Source organism: Comamonas nitrativorans (assembly GCF_042654765.1).
Taxonomy (GTDB): domain Bacteria; phylum Pseudomonadota; class Gammaproteobacteria; order Burkholderiales; family Burkholderiaceae_C; genus Comamonas; species Comamonas nitrativorans.
In genome coordinates this window covers 1-19,526 of record NZ_JBHSEW010000010.1, presented here as the reverse complement: position 1 = coordinate 19,526, position 19,526 = coordinate 1, and the positions used below count along the sequence as shown (strand labels likewise).

Below are 19,526 nucleotides of genomic sequence, written 5' to 3'. Positions count from 1 at the left end.
ATAGCGGCTTTATCCCAAAGAGGAGAATCATGAAGAAACTCAACAAAGTGGCGATTTTGTTTGCTGGTGCTGCCCTGGCTACGGCTGCTGGCGCTCAGTCTGTCGACAACTGGAAAAACGGCACCAACGAACTGGTGTGGAAGAACGGCACCAACGAGCTGTGCTGGCGTGATGCCAACTGGACGCCTGCTACTGCAGCCGCTGGTTGTGACGGTGCCCTGCAAGCTGCTGCTCCTGCCAAGGCTGCAGAGCCCGCCAAGGCTGTTGCCCCTGTGGCCGCTGCGTCCAAAGTGACTTTTGCTGCCGATGCTTTCTTTGATTTCGACAAGGCTGTTCTGAAGCCCGAAGGCAAAGCCAAGCTGGACGACGTTGCCAGCAAAGTTGGCGGCATCAACCTGGAAGTTATCATCGCCGTCGGTCACACCGACTCCATTGGTTCTGACGCTTACAACCAGAAGCTGTCGGTGCGCCGCGCTGAAGCAGTCAAGGCTTACTTGGTGAACAAGGGCATTGACAAGAGCCGCGTCTACACCGAAGGCAAGGGCGAGGCCCAGCCTGTGGCCGACAACAAGACCAAGGAAGGTCGTGCGAAGAACCGCCGCGTAGAAATCGAAGTGGTTGGCACTGCCAAGTAATTCTTGGTTTCACAGCGAAAAAGCCCCGGTGACGGGGCTTTTTTTATCGTATTTTAATTATCTTTCGAGAAATTCAGCCATGCATGTGCCTGTCAATGTTGATCCCTCCGAATTGGAGAAGTTTTCCGCGTTGGCCCACCACTGGTGGGATCCTGATAGCGAATTTAAGCCGTTGCATCAGATGAATCCTTTACGCCTTGGCTGGATTGAGCGCATTGCAGGCGGGTTGCAAAGCAAAAAAATTCTGGATGTCGGTTGTGGTGGCGGTATTTTGGCCGACGCCATGGCGCGGCAAGGTGCCGCTGAAGTTCTAGGAATTGATCTTGCCGGCAAGTCCTTGCGGGTCGCACAACTGCATGCCTTGGAGCTGGCAACCCCTAATATCACCTATCGGGAGATTGCCGCTGAAGCTTTGGCGACAGAGCAGCCGGCCAGCTTCGATGTCGTAACCTGCATGGAAATGCTCGAACATGTGCCCGATCCGGCATCCATTGTTCAAGCGTGTGCAGATTTGGTCAGACCCGGTGGCTGGGTATTTTTTTCTACGCTGAATCGTAACTTCAAAGCTTTTGGTTTGGCGATTGTGGCTGCCGAATATGTTTTGAAAATGTTGCCCGCCGGTACCCATGAATATGAGAAATTCTTACGCCCGAGTGAATTGTCCAGATTTTGTAGGGAAGCTGGCCTGAGTGTGCAAGCTAGTTCGGGTTTGCAGCACAATCCAGCAACGGGGCGTTATTGGCTGAGTAATGACTGCAGCGTGAACTATCTATTGGCTGCACGCCGCCCAATGGCATGAGTCAGTTCTTTTCTGGTATTACCACGGTACTTTTCGATCTGGATGGTACGCTGCTTGACAGTGCCCCGGATTTGGCTGCTGCTGCCAATTTCTTGCGGGTGCAGCGTGGTTTAGATAGTTTGCCATTGGCACATTACCGTCCCTTTGTTGGAACAGGCGCACGCGGTATGCTGCGTCTGGCTTTGGGAGTTAGTGAAACACAGCCAGATTTTGAGCTCTTGAAGGAGGAATTTTTTCAAGCGTATGAAGCGTGCATGGGACAACATTCCATGGTATTTCCTCAAATTCCGGCGCTTTTGCAGGTTCTGCGGCAAAAAAATTGCTCCTGGGGGATTGTCACTAATAAGATCAAGCGGTTTGCCAACCCTATTGTGCATACCTGTCCAGTGTTGTCTGCGGCTCAGGCCTTGGTCTGCGGTGACAGCACGGCCTACACCAAGCCTCACCCTGCTCCGCTACTGGCGGCGGCGCAGCAATTAGGAGTTGCACCAGAACGTTGTGTCTATGTTGGAGACGATGAGCGGGACATTCAAGCAGCCCGGGCCGCTGGAATGGGCGCAATTGCGGCCAACTATGGGTACTTGGGTGGGGCGGAAGATGCCCACCATTGGCAACCAGATGCAGTGATTCGTTTCCCCCAGGAGTTGGTAAAAGTATTGGCTTTGGATTAGAATCGCTAGCAAGGGGCTGCCCTGGTTTCGACGTGGGTTCGGGATCGGAGTGGTGCATGTCGAGCTTGAGTGACGCTCGTAAATCTCCATTCACAAAAGTAACTGCAAACGACGAACGTTTCGCACTCGCCGCTTAAATCCGGTGAGCCTTGCAACAGCACGCTGGTGGGCTGGGCAAGGGGGTAGCAATACCTCCAGGCTGCAAGGGAATTCACATCAGCTGGCTGGCTACCGGGCTTCTTGGTAGCTGGCGAGATCCAAGGAAGCTGGCTGCTTACGCAACGTGTGCCTGCGTGATGTAAGCGGTAAGATTTAAAACAGAGCACTAAACATGTAGATCTGCCCGGCAAAGGCTTGCGGACGCGGGTTCAATTCCCGCCAGCTCCACCACCATAACGTCCAAGGGTGTCCACTGAAGTTCAGTTGACACCCTTTTTCTTTGTAAAATCAACAGGTTGCTGTCCAGGGTAGTCCATGGAAGTCCACCGCCAGCCACGCTGGAGTGGGGGTATAGGTGGGGGTATACGGCCGCGTGCTCCTATAATTTTGATCACTTATACCCCCGGCTTCCTCTGAAACTCAATAGGCATGCGCCTTTGCGGCTAATGGCTTGTACCCCTACCAGGAGCGATTCACCCCGGACTCCAAAGCCAAGTGCTACTGAAAACGGGGGGACGTCGGTCTTGTGTGTTGACCTGCGCAGCAATCACACCATAGAGTGGGTGGCGAGCGTACAAGCACTTACCAGAGTTTCCACCAGGGATTCTTGGCTTTTGTTAGTGGAGTGTCTTTGTTATCGCCAGGAAAGTTGGCTTCCAATACGCGCAGGGTGTCGTCACGCAAGTCGGTCATGCCCAGTTTGTCATAGGACTTGACCAGAATCTGCAGGGCTTCTTGGCTCGCCGGGACGCCTTGGTAGTCGGACAATGCGGTTTGAGCGCGGGCTACAGCGGCAACGTATGCGCCGCGCTGGTAGTAGTAGCGGGCTACATGCACCTCGTATTGCGCCAAGGAGTTGATGATGTAGGTCATGCGCTGCTGGGCGTCAGGTGCGTAGCGCGAGCCAGGAAAGCGCTGCGTGAGTTCATAGAAGGACTCGTAGGACTCTTTGGCAGCTTTTTGATCGCGCTCCGATAGATCCTGGCGTGACAGCCAAGCGAACAGGCCCAGGTTATCGTTGAAATTGGTGATGCCCTTGAGGTAAAGCGCGTAGTCGTAGGCTGGGCTGCTGGGGTGCAGCTTCATGAAGCGGTCAAGGGTTGCAACGGCTTGTGCTTTTTCTCCCGATTTGTATTGGGCGTAGGCTTTTTCCAGTTGGGCTTGCTGGGCCAAGGGCGTGCCTGCTGCGCGGCCTTCCAGCTTTTCGAACAAGGGAACCGCTTTTTCGTAGCCGCCACCGTTGGCTTCATCGCGTGCTTCGGCATAAATGCGCTCTGGCGTCCAGTTGGCGGTTTTATCCTCCTCTACGGTGGAGCAGCCAGCCAGCAGACCAGTAGCCAATGTCATAAGAAGGGCGGGGCGTAAAAAACGCAGCATGGTGTCGCAGCTTTCAAGTCAATCGGGAAGACACGCGCAGTCAGGCAGGACGGACAGGCGCCCCGCATTGTAGCGGCCTATCAGTGAGGCGCTGGTCAGAGATTTCGGGTGCTTTCGGGCGGCTGGCCGGTTGGCTTTGACCAGACTTTCTACAATCGCTGCCCTATGTTTGTTCATCTGCGCTTGCACACTGAGTTTTCCGTCGTCGACGGAACCTGCCGTATTGACGATGTCTTAAAAGCTGCCAGTGCTGATGGTCAGCCTGCGTTGGCGATTTCCGACCTCAACAATCTCTTTGGCGGCTTGAAGTTTTATAAAAGTGCCCGAAGCAAAGGGGTCAAGCCCTTGCTGGGCGCCGAATTGCTGATGCAGGGCCGGGGCGAAGAAGAGGAAACCCGCTTGCTGGCCTTGGTGCAGAACCGCCAAGGGTATTTGAATCTTTCCGAGATATTGGCCCGCGCCTGGACCCAGCCCCTGGGCAAGACCCAGACGCAGGCACAGGTCGATTGGGCCTGGCTGGAAGAACTCAACGATGGATTGATCATCCTGTCCGGGGCCAATGCCGGGGGGATTGGGCAGGCGTTGCTTCGGGGGGATAAGGATGCCGCAGCGCAGCAGGCGTTGCAGTTGGCGCAGATTTTTCCGCACCGTTTTTACCTGGAGCTGCAACGGGCCGGGCGTAACGAGGATGAGAGCCTGGTGGCCCAAACGGTGGAGTTGGCGGCGCGTTTGCAGTTGCCGGTGGTGGCAACCCAGCCCATTCAGTTCTTGCGGCCCGATGATTTCCAGGCCCATGAGGCCCGGGTGTGCATTGCCGAAGGCGAGGTGTTGGCCAGCCGCAAGCGCCAGCGCCGCTTCACGCCTGAGCAATACTTTAAAACGGCGGCGCAAATGCAGGCGTTGTTTGCCGATGTGCCGTCGGCCTTGGCCAATACGGTGGAAATTGCCCGCCGCTGTAGCGTCAGTCTTGTGCTGGGGAAAAACTTCCTGCCTGATTTCCCCGTGCCCGAGGGGATGACGACCGAGGAGTTCTTCCGCCACGAATCCTTGCAAGGATTGGAGCAGCGTCTGGCGCAGATCTACCCTGACGTAGCCACGCGTGATGCGCAGCGCCCCAAGTATCTGGAGCGCCTGGAATTCGAGCTGGGCATCATTTTGAAGATGGGCTTTCCCGGCTACTTCCTGATCGTGGCGGACTTTATCAACTGGGCCAAGAACAACGGCTGTCCGGTGGGGCCGGGGCGCGGTTCGGGTGCCGGTTCGCTGGTGGCCTACGTACTGAAGATTACCGACCTCGACCCGATTCACTACAACCTGCTGTTCGAGCGCTTTCTGAACCCGGAACGCGTCTCCATGCCCGACTTCGACGTGGATTTCTGCCAGGCCAATCGTGACCGGGTGATCGAGTACGTCAAGGAGCGTTACGGGCGCAATGCCGTCAGCCAGATCGCCACCTTCGGCACCATGGCAGCGCGGGCGGTGATTCGCGATGTGGGGCGAGTGATGGACATGAGCTATGGCTTTTGTGACGGCATCTCCAAGCTCATCCCGAACAAGCCGGGGCTGCACGTCACGCTGCGCTATCCGCCCAATCCGCCCAAGGAAGGCGACAAATACACCTATGCCCTGGAGGCCGAACCGATTCTGGCCGAGCGCCTGGCCAAAGAGGAGGACGTGAAAAACCTCATCGAAATGGCGCAGAAGCTGGAGGGCATGACACGCAACATCGGTATGCACGCCGGCGGCGTGGTGATCGCACCGGGCAAGCTCACCGACTTTTGCCCGCTGTACCAGCAGCCGGGCAGCGAATCGGCGGTGTCCATGTTCGACAAGGACGACGTGGAGCAGATCGGACTGGTGAAGTTCGACTTTCTGGGCCTGGCAACGCTGACGATTCTGGAAATTGCCCGCGAGTTCATCCAGAAACGGCACAAAGGCCAGGAACACTTCAAGTTCGAGGACATTCCGCTGGACGATTGGCCGACCTACCAGTTGTTCCAGGAGGGCAAGACCGAAGCGGTATTCCAGTTTGAATCGCGCGGTATGCAGGGAATGCTCAAAGAGGCCAAGCCCAGCCGCCTGGAAGACCTGATCGCCCTGAACGCCTTGTACCGTCCCGGGCCGATGGATCTGATTCCCTCCTTCGTGGCCCGCAAGCACGGCACCGAAGTCATCGAGTACCCCCACCCCCTGGTGGAAAAAGTGCTGGCCGAGACCTACGGCATCATGGTCTACCAGGAGCAGGTGATGCAGACCGCCCAGGTGCTGGGCGGCTACAGCCTGGGTGGTGCGGACTTGCTGCGCCGCGCCATGGGCAAGAAAAAGCCGGAAGAAATGGCCAAGCATCGCCTGATCTTCCGCGAGGGCGCGGCCAAGCAGGGCATCAGCCAGGAGAAGGCCGACGAGGTGTTCGACCTGATGGAGAAGTTCGCCGGTTACGGTTTCAACAAGTCGCACGCGGCCGCGTATTCCCTGCTGGCCTACCACACGGCCTGGCTGAAGGTGCATTACACGGCGGAGTTCTTCTGCGGCAACATGACCGTGGAAATGGACAACACCGACAAGCTCAAGGTGCTGCACGAAGATGCGCTGAAGATGGGGCTGACCTTCGAGCCGCCGGACGTGAACCGGGGCCATTACCGCTTCGAACCGGTGACGGACAAGGTCATCCGCTACGGCCTGGGGGCCATCAAGGGCACCGGGCAGGCGGCGATCGAGGCCATCGTTGCTGCCCGCCAGGGCCAGGGTGTCGGGCCGCAAGGCCACGTACAGGGGCCGTTCAAAAGCCTGTGGGATTTCTGTACCCGCGTAGACCGCAGCAAATTGAACAAGCGCACGCTGGAGGCGCTGATCAAGGCCGGCGCCTTTGACGGCATCGAACGCAACCGCGCGGCGCTGATGGCTGCCGTGGATGCGGCTTTCGAGTTTGCCAATGCGCAGTGGAGCAATGCCAACCAGGGCGGCCTGTTCGACATGATGGGCGACGATGCCCAGGGGGCCAGCAACCAGGCGCCGGACTTGCCCGACACCGTGCCCTGGGGCGTGAAAGAGCGCTTGCTTCAGGAGAAAACCGCCATCGGCTTCTACCTTTCCGGCCATTTGTTCGATGAGGTCGAAGGCGAGGTGCGCCGTTTCATCCGCACGCCGCTGGACGAGCTGGCCGACAGCCGGGAGCCGCAATTGCTGGCCGGTATCGTCAGCGACCTGCGCGTCATCAACGGCCAGCGCGGCAAGCTGTGCCTGTTCCGGCTGGACGACAAAAGTGCAACGCTGGAAGCCTCGGTCGATGAGGCGACGTGGACGGGCGCCCGGGATTTATTGAAGGACGACGAGTTCGTCATCCTGCAAGGCCGGGTGCAGCACGACCATTTCAGCGGCGGGCTGCGCATCAAGGCCACCCAGGTCTGGAGTCTGGCCGACGCCCGCTGCCGCTTTGCCCGTTATCTGCAAGTGCAGGCCGGTACGGCGCTGCCGGACCTGGCCCGTCTGCTGCGAACCTACCCGGCGCAGACCATGCTGGGCGACGATGGCATGGAAACCGCGCATGGCCTGCGCCTGCGCCTGACCCTGTGCTGCCGGGCCGAGGACGAAGCTGCCGAAGTGGAGCTGGACTTTGGCGCCCGGCATATGTTCTACCCCAGCGATGCTGCCCTGGCGGACTGGCGGGCCAGCGCAGGGAGCCAGGGGTGCGAACTGGTGTGGCGGTAGGGATGCTCTGCACGAATCATCGCGCCGTGGGCCTCTGCGGCATCGGGCGGTCTGCAGCGTTGCAAATCCTCGCCATAGCACCGCTATGGCTGCGGTTTGCGCCTTGCAGCCCATCCCGATCCGCAGCGCCCACTTGGCTGCGTGATGCGTGCAGAGCATCCCTAGCAAGCAGGATTTTCAATGTTTTTGCTGGTTAAACCTGATTTTTTCCCCTCTTACCGCTGGCTTGCCCCTGTGGGCCGCTGGCTAGAATGAATTCCTATGGCAACCCGTAACCCCCCCTTTACCCCGAAGAAGCCGGAATTCTTCCCCGCCCGGGAAGATGGCGATTCGGTGGTGCTGGAGCGCTTGACGCACAAACTGCTGCCACCGCCCATGTACCAGGTGGTCATGCTCAACGATGATTTCACGCCAATGGAGTTCGTCATCATCGTTTTGCAGGAGTTGTTCGGCAAGGATCGAGAGGAGGCAACCCGCATCATGCTGAAAATTCACCTCGATGGCCGTGGCATCTGCGGCGTGTATTCCCGTGACGTTGCCACGACCAAGGTCGAGCAGGTACTGGCCGCCGCCCAGCACGCAGGGCATCCGCTACAGGCGGTGAGTGAACCAGTTGAATGAAACTTCACCGGCCCTATATGGTTCTCAACCATTGAGCCCATAAAGGCTTTGATTCCATCCGCAAGCGCAAAGGAGTACGCAAAATGATTGCACAAGAACTGGAAGTGAGCTTGCACATGGCATTCGTGGAAGCCAGACAGCAACGCCACGAATTTATTACGGTCGAGCACCTGCTCCTGGCGCTTCTGGACAACCCCAGCGCCGCCGAGGTGCTGCGGGCCTGCTCGGCCAATCTGGACGATCTGCGGGCCTCGCTGATCAACTTCATCAAGGACAACACGCCGCAGATCGGCGGCAGCGACGAGGTGGACACCCAGCCCACGCTGGGTTTTCAGCGCGTCATCCAACGCGCCATCATGCACGTGCAGTCCACTGGCAACGGCAAGAAGGAAGTCACCGGCGCGAACGTGCTGGTGGCCATTTTTGGCGAGAAGGATTCGCACGCCGTGTACTACCTGCACCAGCAGGGCGTGACCCGCCTGGACGTGGTGAACTTCATCGCCCACGGTATTCGCAAGAGCGACCAGAACGAACCGGCCAAGGCCGAGAGCCCGGCAGAAAACGAGGAGGGCGGCAGCGAGCGCAGCGAGAAAGCCTCGCCGCTGGAGCAGTACACCCTGAACCTGAACCAGGCTGCCCGCGAGGGCAAGATCGACCCGCTGATCGGCCGCGATTACGAGGTCGAGCGCACCATCCAGATCCTGTGCCGCCGCCGCAAGAACAACCCGTTGCTGGTGGGCGAGGCCGGGGTCGGCAAAACCGCGATTGCCGAGGGGCTGGCCTGGCGCATCACCGAAGGCAAGGTGCCCGAAGTGCTGGAAGAGGCCACCGTCTATTCGCTGGACATGGGCGCCTTGCTGGCCGGAACCAAATACCGGGGGGACTTCGAGCAGCGCCTGAAAGGCGTGATCAAGACCCTGAAGGACAAGCCCAACGCGATTTTGTTCATCGACGAAATCCACACCCTGATCGGTGCCGGTGCGGCCTCGGGCGGGACGCTGGACGCCAGCAACCTGCTCAAGCCGGCGCTGTCCAGCGGCCAGCTCAAGTGCATCGGTGCCACCACGTTCACCGAGTACCGGGGGATTTTCGAGAAAGATTCCGCCCTGTCGCGGCGCTTTCAGAAAGTCGATGTGGTCGAACCCAGCGTGGCCGAGACCATTGAAATCCTGAAAGGCCTGAAAACCCGGTTTGAAGAGCATCACGGCATTGCCTACGCCCCCGAGGCGCTGCAGGCAGCGGCCGAACTGTCGGCCAAATACATCAACGACCGCCAGCTGCCCGACAAGGCCATCGACGTGATCGACGAAGCCGGTGCCGCTCAGCGCATCCGCACGGTCGAAGAGCGCAAGGCGTGCATCGAGCGCGTGGACATCGAGAACATCGTTGCCAAGATTGCCCGCATTCCACCGGCCAACGTCTCGCAGGACGACCGCAGCAAGCTGCAAACGCTGGAGCGCGACTTGAAGAGCGTCGTTTTCGGCCAGGACAAGGCGCTGGAAGTGCTGGCCAGCGCCGTGAAAATGGCCCGTTCGGGCCTGGGCAAGCCGGAAAAGCCGATCGGCAGCTTCCTCTTCAGCGGCCCCACGGGCGTGGGCAAGACCGAGGCGGCCAAGCAGCTGGCTTACATCCTGGGCGTTGATCTGGTGCGTTTCGACATGTCGGAATACATGGAGCGCCACGCCGTCAGCCGCCTGATCGGTGCGCCCCCCGGCTACGTGGGCTACGACCAGGGCGGGCTGCTGACCGAGGCCATCACCAAAAAGCCGCACTGCGTGCTGCTGCTGGACGAAATCGAGAAGGCCCACCCGGACATCTTCAACGTGCTGCTGCAGGTGATGGACCACGGGGCGCTGACCGACAACAACGGGCGCAAGGCCGACTTCCGCAACGTCATCGTCATCATGACGACCAATGCGGGGGCCGAAACCATGAACAAGGCCACCATCGGCTTCACCACCCAGCGCCAGCCGGGCGACGAGATGGCCGACATCAAGCGCCTGTTCACGCCCGAGTTCCGCAACCGGCTGGATGCCATCGTCAGCTTCAAGCCGCTGGACGAGCAGATCATCCTGCGCGTGGTCGACAAGTTCCTGCTGCAACTGGAGCAGCAACTGGCCGAGAAGAAGGTGGAAGTCACCTTCACCGACACCCTGCGCAAGCATCTGGCGGCCAAGGGCTTCGATCCGCTCATGGGCGCCCGGCCCATGCAGCGCCTGATCCAGGACACCATCCGCAAGGCGCTGGCCGACGAGTTGCTCTTCGGCGCTCTGGTGCAGGGCGGACGCCTGACAGTGGACTGGGACGCTGCTGCCAAGGACGGGGCAGGCGACGTGCTGCTGGACATCCAGAGCGCAGCGACCGCAGGGCACGAAGGCGAGACGCCATCGCCTGCGGCCACCGCCACGGATTGAAGCCTGGCGGGGAAAGAAAAGCCGGTTCTTCAGGAACCGGCTTTTTTCTACGTGAAAATGTGCGTCGGCTTGGCTGGGAATGCGGTAGAAGCTATCAATTAAGGTGCTGCTACCGCATGTGTTTAAATAGTTTTAAGGATAAACAATGCTGAAACCGTTATTTATCAAGCGGTAGCAGCTATTGACTTTGACATGGCCCAACTTTTTGAAGAACAGCACACGCGTATCGAAGCCATACTCACCGCCCATTTGCTGGATGTGGTCGGGGGCGATTTCGTCCAGGCAAAGCAGCGCTTTACCCAATGGCGCAGTGCGCTGGACGAACACATTCGCATCGAAAACGACGAGCTGTTGCCCCATGTCCCCGAAGGCGCCCGCTGGGCGGCCAAGGTGTACCGGCTGGAGCATGATCGCATCGCCCTGCTGGCCGACGAATACGTCCAGCGCCTGCAACTGGTGCTGGACAAGCCGCCTGTCGATGCCCTGGCCCGGCGCCGCGCCAGCCTGTACCTGCTGGATGCCATCCACGCCCTGCGCCATGTGATCGAGCATCATCACGAGCGCGAACACACCGCCCTGGCGCAGGAGCTGCCGCTGGAGTTGCAGCGCCAGGCCTGGGCGCAGGTGCCGCTGGCATAAGCACGTTCGCATCACTATGTTGGAAGAAAAAAAGGAGCTGGCCCTGTGCGCACGCAATCGGAGATGGTGACGCTGCCCGGCGGGCAGGTTTTTGTGCAACGCTGGCAGCCTGCGTCCGCATCCGGCGATGTCTGCCCGATCGTGCTGCTGCACGAATCCCTCGGCTCGGTGGGGCAGTGGCACGACTTGCCGGCCCAACTGGCCCAGGCCACCGGGCGCGAGGTGCTGGCCTACGACCGCCTGGGTTTTGGTCAATCCAGCCCGCGCAGCGATGCGCCCAGCCTGCAATTCATCGAGCATGAGGCGCAGCAGCACTTTCCGGCCCTGATGGCCGCGCTGGGGCTGGAGCGCTATGCCCTGCTGGGCCACAGCGTGGGCGCGGTGATGGCGCTGCACATTGCGGCGGCGCACCCGGCGCCATGCCAGGCGGTGCTGTCCCTGTCCGCGCAAGCCTATGTGCAGCCGCGCACGCTGGAGGGCATCCGTGCGGCGCAGCGGTTTTTTGCCGATCCCCAGCAGTGGGCACGCCTGCAAAAGTGGCATGGCCCGCGGATGGACTGGGTGTTTCGTGCCTGGACGGAGGTGTGGCTGCATCCCGCATTTGCCGACTGGTCGCTCGACTCCGTTCTGCCGCAGGTGCGCTGCCCGGTGCTGGCCATCCACGGCCGGCACGATGAGTACGGCAGCCCGGACTTTGCCCGGCGCATTGCCGCAGGCGTGGCCGACGGACAGGTGCTGCTGCTGGACTGTGCGCACCACCCGCACCGCCAGCAGGCGGCGCAGGTGCTGGCGGCGGCGCAGGACTTCTTGCGCAGCCCGGTGGTGGCGCAGCCCCTGGCCTGATACGGCGCGGCTTACCGTTTCCGGCATTCGATGGCTTTTATCCAGACCCTTTGGCACCTTGGGCAGCAGTGGCTGGCCAGCGGCCACTTTGCCCTGGCACTGTCGATTGTCTGGTCGGCCTATCTGGTGCTGGTGGGAGGCTGGATCCTGCTGCAGCGCCGGGCACCGGCGGCGACGATCGGCTGGCTGCTGGCCATGGCGGTGCTGCCGGTGGTCGGGCTGCTGGTGTATTTCGTCTTTGGCCCCCGGCGTTTTCGGCGCCAGCGGCTCAAACGCCTGCGCAGCCGTCGCAGGGCCCGGATGCGCCGCGACAGCCTGGGGCATCTGCGCGACAAGGCGACTCAGGCGCCGCCCCGCCTGCAGCAACTGGTCAAGCTGGTCAGCACGTCGACCCAGTTGCCCCTGTCCACGGCCCAGCGGGTGGAGTTGCTGGTGGGCGGTGCCTGCACCTTCGACACCATCGTCCAGGCCATTGCCCAGGCCCGGCACCATGTGCATCTGGAGTACTACATCTTCGAGCCGGACACCACCGGCCGGCGCGTGCTGCAGGCGCTGACCGAACGGGCGCAGGCCGGGGTGCAGGTGCGCCTGCTGGTCGATGCCCTGGGCTCCAAGCGCCTGGCGCGGCGGCATTACCAGGCACTGCTGGATGCCGGGGGCGAGGTGGCGCTGTTCCACCCGCCCCGCATCGGGCGGCGCCTGCGGCCCGTCATCAACTTTCGCACGCACCGCAAGATCGTCGTCATCGACGGCATCCATGGCTTTACCGGCGGGGTCAACATCACCGACACCGAAGACAAGCGCCTGCAGGCCAACGCCTACCACGACGTACACCTGCGCCTGCAGGGCCGCGTGGTGAGCTGGCTGCAGCATGTTTTTCTGGAAGACTGGGCCTATGCGCTGGATTACCAGCACCCGCACATGCCGCAGGACTTTGCCGCCTTGCTGCCCGAGCAGGACGATGGCCCCTACGTGGCGCAGATCATGGCCTCCGGCCCCGACAGCCCGCTGGAAGCCATCCACCGCGTGCTGGTCGATGCCTCGTACGCCGCGCACGAACGCCTGTGGCTGGCCACCCCGTACTTCGTGCCGACCGAGGCGGCGATTCTTGCTCTCACAAGTGCAGCGCTTCGCGGTGTGGACGTGCGGGTTCTGGTGCCGAAACGCAGCGATTCCCGCCTGGTGACAGCCGCTGCACGCTCCTATTTTGATGAGTTGCTGGAGTGCGGCGTCAAGATCTACCTCTACCAAGGCCGGGTGCTGCACGCCAAGACCATGGTGGTGGACGACATGCTGGGCATGGTCGGCACCGCCAATTTCGACAACCGCAGCTTTCGTTTGAATTACGAAGTTTGCGCCCTGGTCTACACCCCGCTGTTTGCCCGGCAGCTGGCCGCGCAGTTCAGCCAGGATCTGGCCCAGGCCGAACGGGTGTTCGACCTGCGCGGCCAAAGCCTGCCCCAGCGCCTGGGCGATGCCGTGGCGCGGTTATTCTCGCCACTGCTGTGAACCGTCCCTTGCCTTCCTGACCGACCTTTTCCGCCTATGCCTGAACCCACCTTTTTGTGGCACGACTACGAAACCTTCGGCGTCAACCCGCGCAGCGACCGCCCGGCGCAGTTTGCCGCCATCCGCACCGACATGCAGCTGCGCCAGATCGGCGAGCCGCTGGTGCTGTTCTGCAAGCCCGCGCCGGACTACCTGCCCAGCCCCGAGGCCTGCCTGATCACCGGCATCACCCCCCAGCAGTGCCTGGCCCAGGGCGTCAGCGAAGACGCCTTTGCCCGCCAGATCGAGGCGGCTTTCAGCCAGCCGGGCACCATCGGCGTGGGCTACAACACCATCCGCTTCGACGACGAAGTCACCCGCCACCTGTTCTGGCGCAACCTGATCGACCCCTATGCCCGCGAATGGCAGAACGGCTGTGGCCGCTGGGACATCCTGGACGTGGTGCGCATGGTCTACGCCCTGCGCCCGCAAGGCATCCAGTGGCCGAAGAAAGAGGACGGCAGCGCCTCGTTCAAGCTCGAAGACCTGGCCCGCATCAACGGCCTGTGGCATGAAAAGGCCCACGATGCCCTGAGCGACGTGCAGGCCACCATCGCCCTGGCCCGCCTCATCCAGCAGGCGCAGCCCAAGCTGTTCGAGTTTGCCCTGGGCCTGCACAAGAAAGACCGCGTGCTGGCCGAGCTGGGCCTGCCCGCCGTGGCCGCCCAGGCCCGGCCCTTCCTGCATGTCAGCGGCATGATCCCGGCCGAGCGGGGCTGCATCACCCTGATGTGGCCGCTGGCCCAGCACCCGGTGAACAAGAACGAAATCATCGCCTGGGACTTACGCGCCGACCCCGGCGAACTGCGCACCCTGGATGCCGAGGCGCTGCGCCTGCGCCTGTTCACGCGCAGCAGCGATCTGCCCGAAGGGGTGACACGCCTGCCGATGAAGACCATCCACATCAACAAATCGCCCATGGTGGTGCGCAACCTGAAAACGCTCACCCCCGACATGGCGCAGCGCTGGGGCCTGGATGTGGACGCCTGCCTGCAGCACGCCCTGATCGCCCGCGACCTGCCCGACATGAGCGCCCTGTGGAAGCAGGTCTACGCCCCCACCGCTGCGGCGGCGGGCGCTGCGGTGCTGGCGGAGCAGAACCTGTACGGCGGCTTTGTCGGCCCGCAGGACCGTCGCCGTTTGCAGCAGTTGCGTGACCTGCTGCCGCAGGAGCTGGCCGTGGACAACACCGGCTTCGACGACCCGCGCCTGCCCGAGCTGGTGTTTCGCTGGCGGGCCCGCAACTGGCCCGACAGCCTGCGCCCCGACGAGCAGCAGCGCTGGCAGCAGCACTGCGCCCAGGTACTGCTGCACGGCCTGGGCGGCGCCCGCACGGCCGAGCAGCTGTCGGCGGAAATCGACGCCCTGTCCGAAACCGTGGACGAAGCGGGCGAGGACATCCTGGGCGCCCTGTACGACTGGGTGGAAATGGTGATGCCCGAGGAATAGCCGATAAATGATCGGGAAACGCCCGTTCGTAGACAATCCCCGCCTTTGACCGTCTGCCTTCCTCTTTCCTCCTCTCCCTTTCTTCCAGCCGCATGTTCTCGCCTTCGCACATCCGCTTGACAGCCCGTTCGGGCTGGCGCATGCGCGTGCTGGCGTGCTGGCTGGCCTTGCTGGTGGTGCTGGCCCCCACCCTGGGGCGGATGCACAGCGTGCTGCACCTGCCCCCGGCGGTGGTGCTGGCCCAGGGGCTGGCCGTCTCTGCGGAGACCGGCAATGCACCGGCTGAAGGGCGGCTGGCGGCGCTGTTCCAGCACCATGCGGTGCTGGACTGCTGGGAGTTCGAGCAGCTCGGGCATGCGCATGACCTGCCCGTCTTCCTGTGGCTGGGGCCGACGCCGCAGCCCGTCGCTGTCCCGGCATGGCATCCGCACGCCATGCCCGCAGCCGCCCCGCCGCGGCTGTTCGAGGCCCGCGCCCCGCCGGCCTTGCGTGTGGCCTGAACGCACTCTCAGAACGTGTTTACGATCTTTTTCTGCTGATTTTTTGCATCATCTTGGCAGCCGTTTCTGCACTCTCCTTCGTCATTCCCGTGAAGGCGGGAATCCAGCAGCGGCCTTGCCTTGACAACTGCCCTGTCCATTGCCAGCGCGGCTGCTGGACACCCGCCTGCGCGGGTGTGACGGGGGAAGCAGATGGGCGATTACGCAAAGATCGTGAACACGCGCTCAGGCCCGCTTTCCTTCTGAAATCCCAAAACCTATAGCTGCAAGCGCACGCTGGGTGTGCGTTTGTGCCGTATTTCCTTGTTATCGGCATGGCCCGTAGCACGGGACGCTGTGCGCCTGTGCGTTACTTTTTAGCGGGCGGTGCCCTTTTGATTTGCGAGATTCAGACATGCAAGATGTCGTTTTTTCTTCTTCCCGTTCCCTGAGCCTGTCCCCCGTGGCGCTGGCCGTGGCGCTGTACGTCGCCATGCCCGCCCAGGCGCAGGATGCCCCGGCACCGTCTGCCGAGGCCGCACTGGCCGAAGTCACCGTGACCGGCCTGCCCATGGCTGCGACCGACATGGCGGCGCCTGTCACCGTGCTGGACGGTGAAACGTGGCAGTTGCGCCGTGGCGCCACCCTGGGCGAGAGCCTGGCGGGCGAGCCGGGCATCCAGGCCACCCACTTTGGTGCCGGGGCTTCGCGCCCGGTGATTCGCGGCATGGACGGCCCGCGTGTGGGCGTGCTGGCCAACGGCATGGAGCTGCACGATGCCTCCACCATCAGTCCCGACCACGCCGTCGTGGCCGAGCCGCTGCTGGCCGAGCAGGTCGAAGTGCTGCGCGGCCCCGCCGCCCTGGTGCATGGCGGTGCGGTGGGCGGTGTGGTGAACGTGGTGGATAAAAAAATCCCCACCGCCGTGCCGGAAAACGGCGTGCAGGGCGAAGCCGAACTGCGTTGGGGCAGTGCCGCCAACGAGCGGGCCGGCGTTTTTGGCCTGACTGCCGGCCAGGGACCGCTGGCCGTGCGCGTGGAGGGCGCCAGCCGCCGCGCCGGGGACTACCGCGTGGGCTCCGGCTGGGCGGGCGGGCGCAAGGTGGACGGCAGCTTCAACGAGACGGACACCGGCAGCATCGGCCTGTCGTGGATCGGCAACGCGGGCTATCTCGGCGTAGCGTACACCCGGCAACAGGCGCAGTACGGTCTGCCCGGCCATTCGCATGAGCATGAGGAATGCCATCCGCACTGGGGCGCGAACCCGCATCTGCATTGCGGCAGCCACGGGCACGGGCACGGACATGACGACCATGACCACGATGATCATGACCATGACCACGGCGTGCCGGTGGTGGACATGACCAGCCACCGTTGGGATCTGCGTGGCGAGTGGCGTGCGCCAGCGGCCGGCGTGGAGGCCGTGCGCCTGCGGGCCAGCCACACCCGCTACGGGCACGACGAGATCGAGGGCGATGCAGTCGCCACCAGCTTCCGCAACCGCGCCCACGACGTGCGGCTGGAAGTGCAGCATGCGCCCCTGGCCGGTTGGCGCGGCGTGTGGGGCATCAGCACCGGGCAGCGCCAGTTCAGCGCCACGGGCGAGGAAGCCTACGTGCAGCCCACCGATACCCGTCGCCTGGGCCTGTTTGTGCTGGAGGAATACACCCTGGGCGATTGGCGCTTCCAGGCCGCGCTGCGCCACGACCGCCAGCGCGTGCAGGCGCAGGAATCGGCGGAAGAGCGCAAGCACCACGGCACCTCGGCCTCGCTGGGGGCGGTGTGGCGCTTCACGCCGGGCTACCAGGCCAGCGCCTCGGTCAGCCGTGCCCAGCGTATGCCTACGGCGGAAGAGCTGTACGCCAACGGCCTGCACATGGCCACCAGCACGTGGGAGCGGGGCAACCCCAACCTGAAGAAGGAAACCAGCCAGGCGCTGGAGCTGGGCCTGGGCAAGACCGCAGGCCGCACCACGTGGAGCCTGAATGCCTACCACTACCGCATCCAGGGCTACATCTATGGCCGCACGCTGGATGAGGAGCAAGGCCTGCAACTGCTGCAATACAGCCAGCGCGATGCACGTTTCACCGGCCTGGAGGCTTCGGTGCGCCAGGCGCTGGGCCGGCACCTGGGCATCGGCCTGTGGGGGGATATGGTGCGGGCCCAGCTGGCGGATGGCGGCGGCCACCTGCCGCGCATTCCGGCCGCCCGGGTCGGCGTGCGGCTGGATACCAGCTGGCAGGGTTGGGAAGGGCAGGCCGAATGGGTACAGGTGGCCCGCCAGACGCGCACTGCCGCCTATGAAACCCGCACCGGCGGCTACGGCATGTTGAACCTGAGCGTCTACAAGGCCATCGACGGCACGCCGTGGCAGGTCTACCTGAAGGGCGAGAACCTGACCAACCGGCTGGGGCTGGCGCACACATCGTTCATCAAGCAGGCCGCCCCGCTCAAGGGCCGCAACCTGACGGTGGGGGTGCGGGCCACCTTCTAAATCAGGTGGTTGAATAGAAAGATAGCTTCTACCGCTGGTAAATAAAGGATTTCAGATATTTTCTTATCTGAAACCTTTGTATATCAAGCGGTAGAAGCTTTCTTTTTTGACAAGCATTCAAGGGAAAGCACTGAGAACGTGTTTACGATCTCCGCGCGGGTGTGCAGTCGCGGCCTCGGGCGCTCTGCGGCGTTGCAAATCCTCGCGATAGCTCCGGCTATCGCTGCGGTTTGCCCTTGCAGGGCGCGGGCCAGCCAGAGGCTGGCCCCGTTCACGCTGTCCAAAGCTGCGCAGGCAGCTTTGGAGCCGCAGCGTTCACCCTAGCAGCCCATCCCGATCCGCATCCCGCACCCCTTCGCGCCGAGATCGTAAACACGTTCTGAGCAAACCGGGGAGGTGTCAATGATTCATTGCGTTACATTTTTCCGAACGGACGTGCATAATTTCCTGGATGACCCGCCTCTTGAACGCCTTGCTCACCACCGACCCGCGCTTGCGCCGCAGCCTGATCACGACCGGGTTCGCCTGCCTGTTCATGGCGTTCTGCGTGCTGGCGATGCAGCTGGTGGTCGTCGCCGGACTGACGCAGCCGCAGCCGGTGCATTGGTGGTCCATTGCCAGCGTTGGTTATGTGCTGCTGAGTTTCATGCTCATCCGCAGCGGCCTGACCCGCCACTGGCGCGACCCGGCCTTCACCACGGTGCAGATCGGCTGCGCCCTGGTCAGCAACGCCGTGGCCTACGCCATTGCCGGGGAGGCACGCGGTATCGAGCCGCCCGTGCTGGCGGTGGTGATGATGTTCGGCGTCTTCGGCCTGACCGCCGCGCAGATGAAGAAGCTGCTGGCGCTGGGGCTGGTGGCCTTTGCCATTGCTGGCGCGGTGGTGCAGTGGGGGCGCCCCGACGATGCGCCGCCGCCGGCGCTGGCGGCGCTGTACATGCTCATGGTGGCGCTGGTGCTGGTGTTCAGCACCATGCTGGCGCTGCGCATGGAAGCATTGCGCACCCAGCTCAAGACCCAGCGCCGCGAATTGGCCCTGGCCGTCGAGCAGGTGCGGGCGCTGGCCACCCGCGACGAGCTGACCGGCCTGCCCAACCGCCGCTATCTGGCCGAGGCCATGCGCCTGCGTTGCCTGAATGCCCAGCGCACCGGCCACCCGCTGCTGCTGGCGCAGCTCGATCTGGACTGGTTCAAGGTGATCAACGACACCTACGGCCATGCTGCCGGGGATACGGCCTTGCAGGCGTTTGCGCAGACCGTCACGGCCCAGGTGCGTGGCCCGGACATCCTGGCCCGTTGGGGCGGCGAGGAATTTATCTTGCTGATGAGCGAAACCGGCGTTGCCGAGGGCGATCTGGTACTGGAGCGCGTCCGGTCGGCGGTGGCCAACACCCCGGTGGTGCTGCCCGAGGGCGGGCGCATCGACCTGACCGTTTCCATGGGCGCGACGCAGTGGCGGCCCGGCGAGACCGCCGAAGCACTGTTGCAGCGGGCCGATGCGGCGCTGTACGAGGCCAAGCGCCAGGGCCGCAACCGGGTCGTCTGGGCGTGATGTAACCGACGTTAGATGTTTGATCCCAGGTTTTAATGGTGCAATCTTTTCCCTTGAATGGAAGGAAGCGCTATGGGCCAGGTTCTGCACGGGAGCGCCAGGACGACGGAGGCAATCCGTCGAACAATACAAAATAGT

14 protein-coding genes and 1 other RNA gene are annotated in these 19,526 nt (G+C 62.6%); 14 read left to right on the top strand and 1 reads right to left on the bottom strand.

What is annotated here, in order from left to right; genetic code table 11:
• The first annotated feature begins 29 nt into the window (after nt 1–29).
• From ompA to ssrA, 4 genes are all read left to right on the top strand, one after another.
• Nucleotides 30–635 carry an outer membrane protein OmpA gene (gene ompA, locus ACFO3A_RS11710; RefSeq protein WP_377726527.1) on the top strand — a complete coding sequence of 202 codons (606 nt, stop codon included), beginning with the start codon at nt 30–32 and terminating at the stop codon, nt 633–635.
• 79 nt (nt 636–714) lie between these two features.
• Nucleotides 715–1,434, top strand: coding sequence for a bifunctional 2-polyprenyl-6-hydroxyphenol methylase/3-demethylubiquinol 3-O-methyltransferase UbiG (ubiG, locus tag ACFO3A_RS11705; RefSeq protein ID WP_377726751.1), 720 nt, complete (start codon nt 715–717; stop codon nt 1,432–1,434).
• Nucleotides 1,431–2,105 carry a phosphoglycolate phosphatase gene (gene gph, locus ACFO3A_RS11700; RefSeq protein WP_377726525.1) on the top strand — a complete coding sequence of 225 codons (675 nt, stop codon included), beginning with the start codon at nt 1,431–1,433 and terminating at the stop codon, nt 2,103–2,105. Before ubiG ends, gph begins: the two co-directional genes overlap by 4 nt.
• A 12-nt stretch (nt 2,106–2,117) precedes the next feature.
• Nucleotides 2,118–2,495: a transfer-messenger RNA gene (gene ssrA / locus ACFO3A_RS11695) on the top strand.
• Between the two features lie 351 nt (nt 2,496–2,846).
• On the opposite strand, the gene ACFO3A_RS11690 is transcribed toward ssrA, so the two are convergent.
• A complete protein-coding gene (locus ACFO3A_RS11690) occupies nt 2,847–3,641 on the bottom strand; it encodes an outer membrane protein assembly factor BamD (RefSeq protein ID WP_377726523.1) in 795 nt (264 codons plus the stop codon).
• A 165-nt stretch (nt 3,642–3,806) separates the two neighbouring features.
• Between ACFO3A_RS11690 and dnaE the strand changes: the two genes are divergently transcribed.
• From dnaE to ACFO3A_RS11640, 10 genes are all read left to right on the top strand, one after another.
• Nucleotides 3,807–7,349, top strand: a complete 3,543-nt coding sequence (gene dnaE, locus ACFO3A_RS11685) for a DNA polymerase III subunit alpha (protein WP_377726521.1) — start codon at nt 3,807–3,809, stop codon at nt 7,347–7,349.
• Nucleotides 7,350–7,610: 261 nt separating this feature from the next.
• Complete coding sequence (gene clpS, locus ACFO3A_RS11680) at nt 7,611–7,970, top strand: ATP-dependent Clp protease adapter ClpS (RefSeq protein ID WP_377726520.1); 360 nt, start codon at nt 7,611–7,613, stop codon at nt 7,968–7,970.
• 83 nt (nt 7,971–8,053) lie between these two features.
• Nucleotides 8,054–10,384: an ATP-dependent Clp protease ATP-binding subunit ClpA gene (gene clpA / locus ACFO3A_RS11675; protein WP_377726518.1), complete on the top strand. Its 2,331-nt coding sequence runs from the start codon at nt 8,054–8,056 to the stop codon at nt 10,382–10,384.
• 192 nt (nt 10,385–10,576) lie between these two features.
• On the top strand, nt 10,577–11,023 hold the full coding sequence (locus ACFO3A_RS11670; RefSeq protein WP_377726516.1) for a hypothetical protein: 447 nt from the start codon (nt 10,577–10,579) through the stop codon (nt 11,021–11,023).
• A 45-nt stretch (nt 11,024–11,068) separates the two neighbouring features.
• The gene (locus ACFO3A_RS11665; protein ID WP_377726515.1) at nt 11,069–11,866 is read left to right on the top strand and encodes an alpha/beta fold hydrolase; all 798 of its coding nucleotides are present in this window, start codon (nt 11,069–11,071) and stop codon (nt 11,864–11,866) included.
• A 30-nt stretch (nt 11,867–11,896) separates the two neighbouring features.
• Nucleotides 11,897–13,375 carry a cardiolipin synthase gene (cls, locus tag ACFO3A_RS11660; RefSeq protein WP_377726514.1) on the top strand — a complete coding sequence of 493 codons (1,479 nt, stop codon included), beginning with the start codon at nt 11,897–11,899 and terminating at the stop codon, nt 13,373–13,375.
• Between the two features lie 36 nt (nt 13,376–13,411).
• Nucleotides 13,412–14,863, top strand: coding sequence for an exodeoxyribonuclease I (gene sbcB, locus ACFO3A_RS11655; protein ID WP_377726512.1), 1,452 nt, complete (start codon nt 13,412–13,414; stop codon nt 14,861–14,863).
• 92 nt (nt 14,864–14,955) lie between these two features.
• Nucleotides 14,956–15,363: a hypothetical protein gene (locus tag ACFO3A_RS11650; protein ID WP_377726511.1), complete on the top strand. Its 408-nt coding sequence runs from the start codon at nt 14,956–14,958 to the stop codon at nt 15,361–15,363.
• Nucleotides 15,364–15,757: 394 nt separating this feature from the next.
• A complete protein-coding gene (locus ACFO3A_RS11645; protein ID WP_377726510.1) occupies nt 15,758–17,836 on the top strand; it encodes a TonB-dependent receptor domain-containing protein in 2,079 nt (692 codons plus the stop codon).
• A gap of 451 nt (nt 17,837–18,287) precedes the next feature.
• On the top strand, nt 18,288–19,388 hold the full coding sequence (locus ACFO3A_RS11640; protein ID WP_377726509.1) for a GGDEF domain-containing protein: 1,101 nt from the start codon (nt 18,288–18,290) through the stop codon (nt 19,386–19,388).
• Nucleotides 19,389–19,526: the final 138 nt, after the last annotated feature.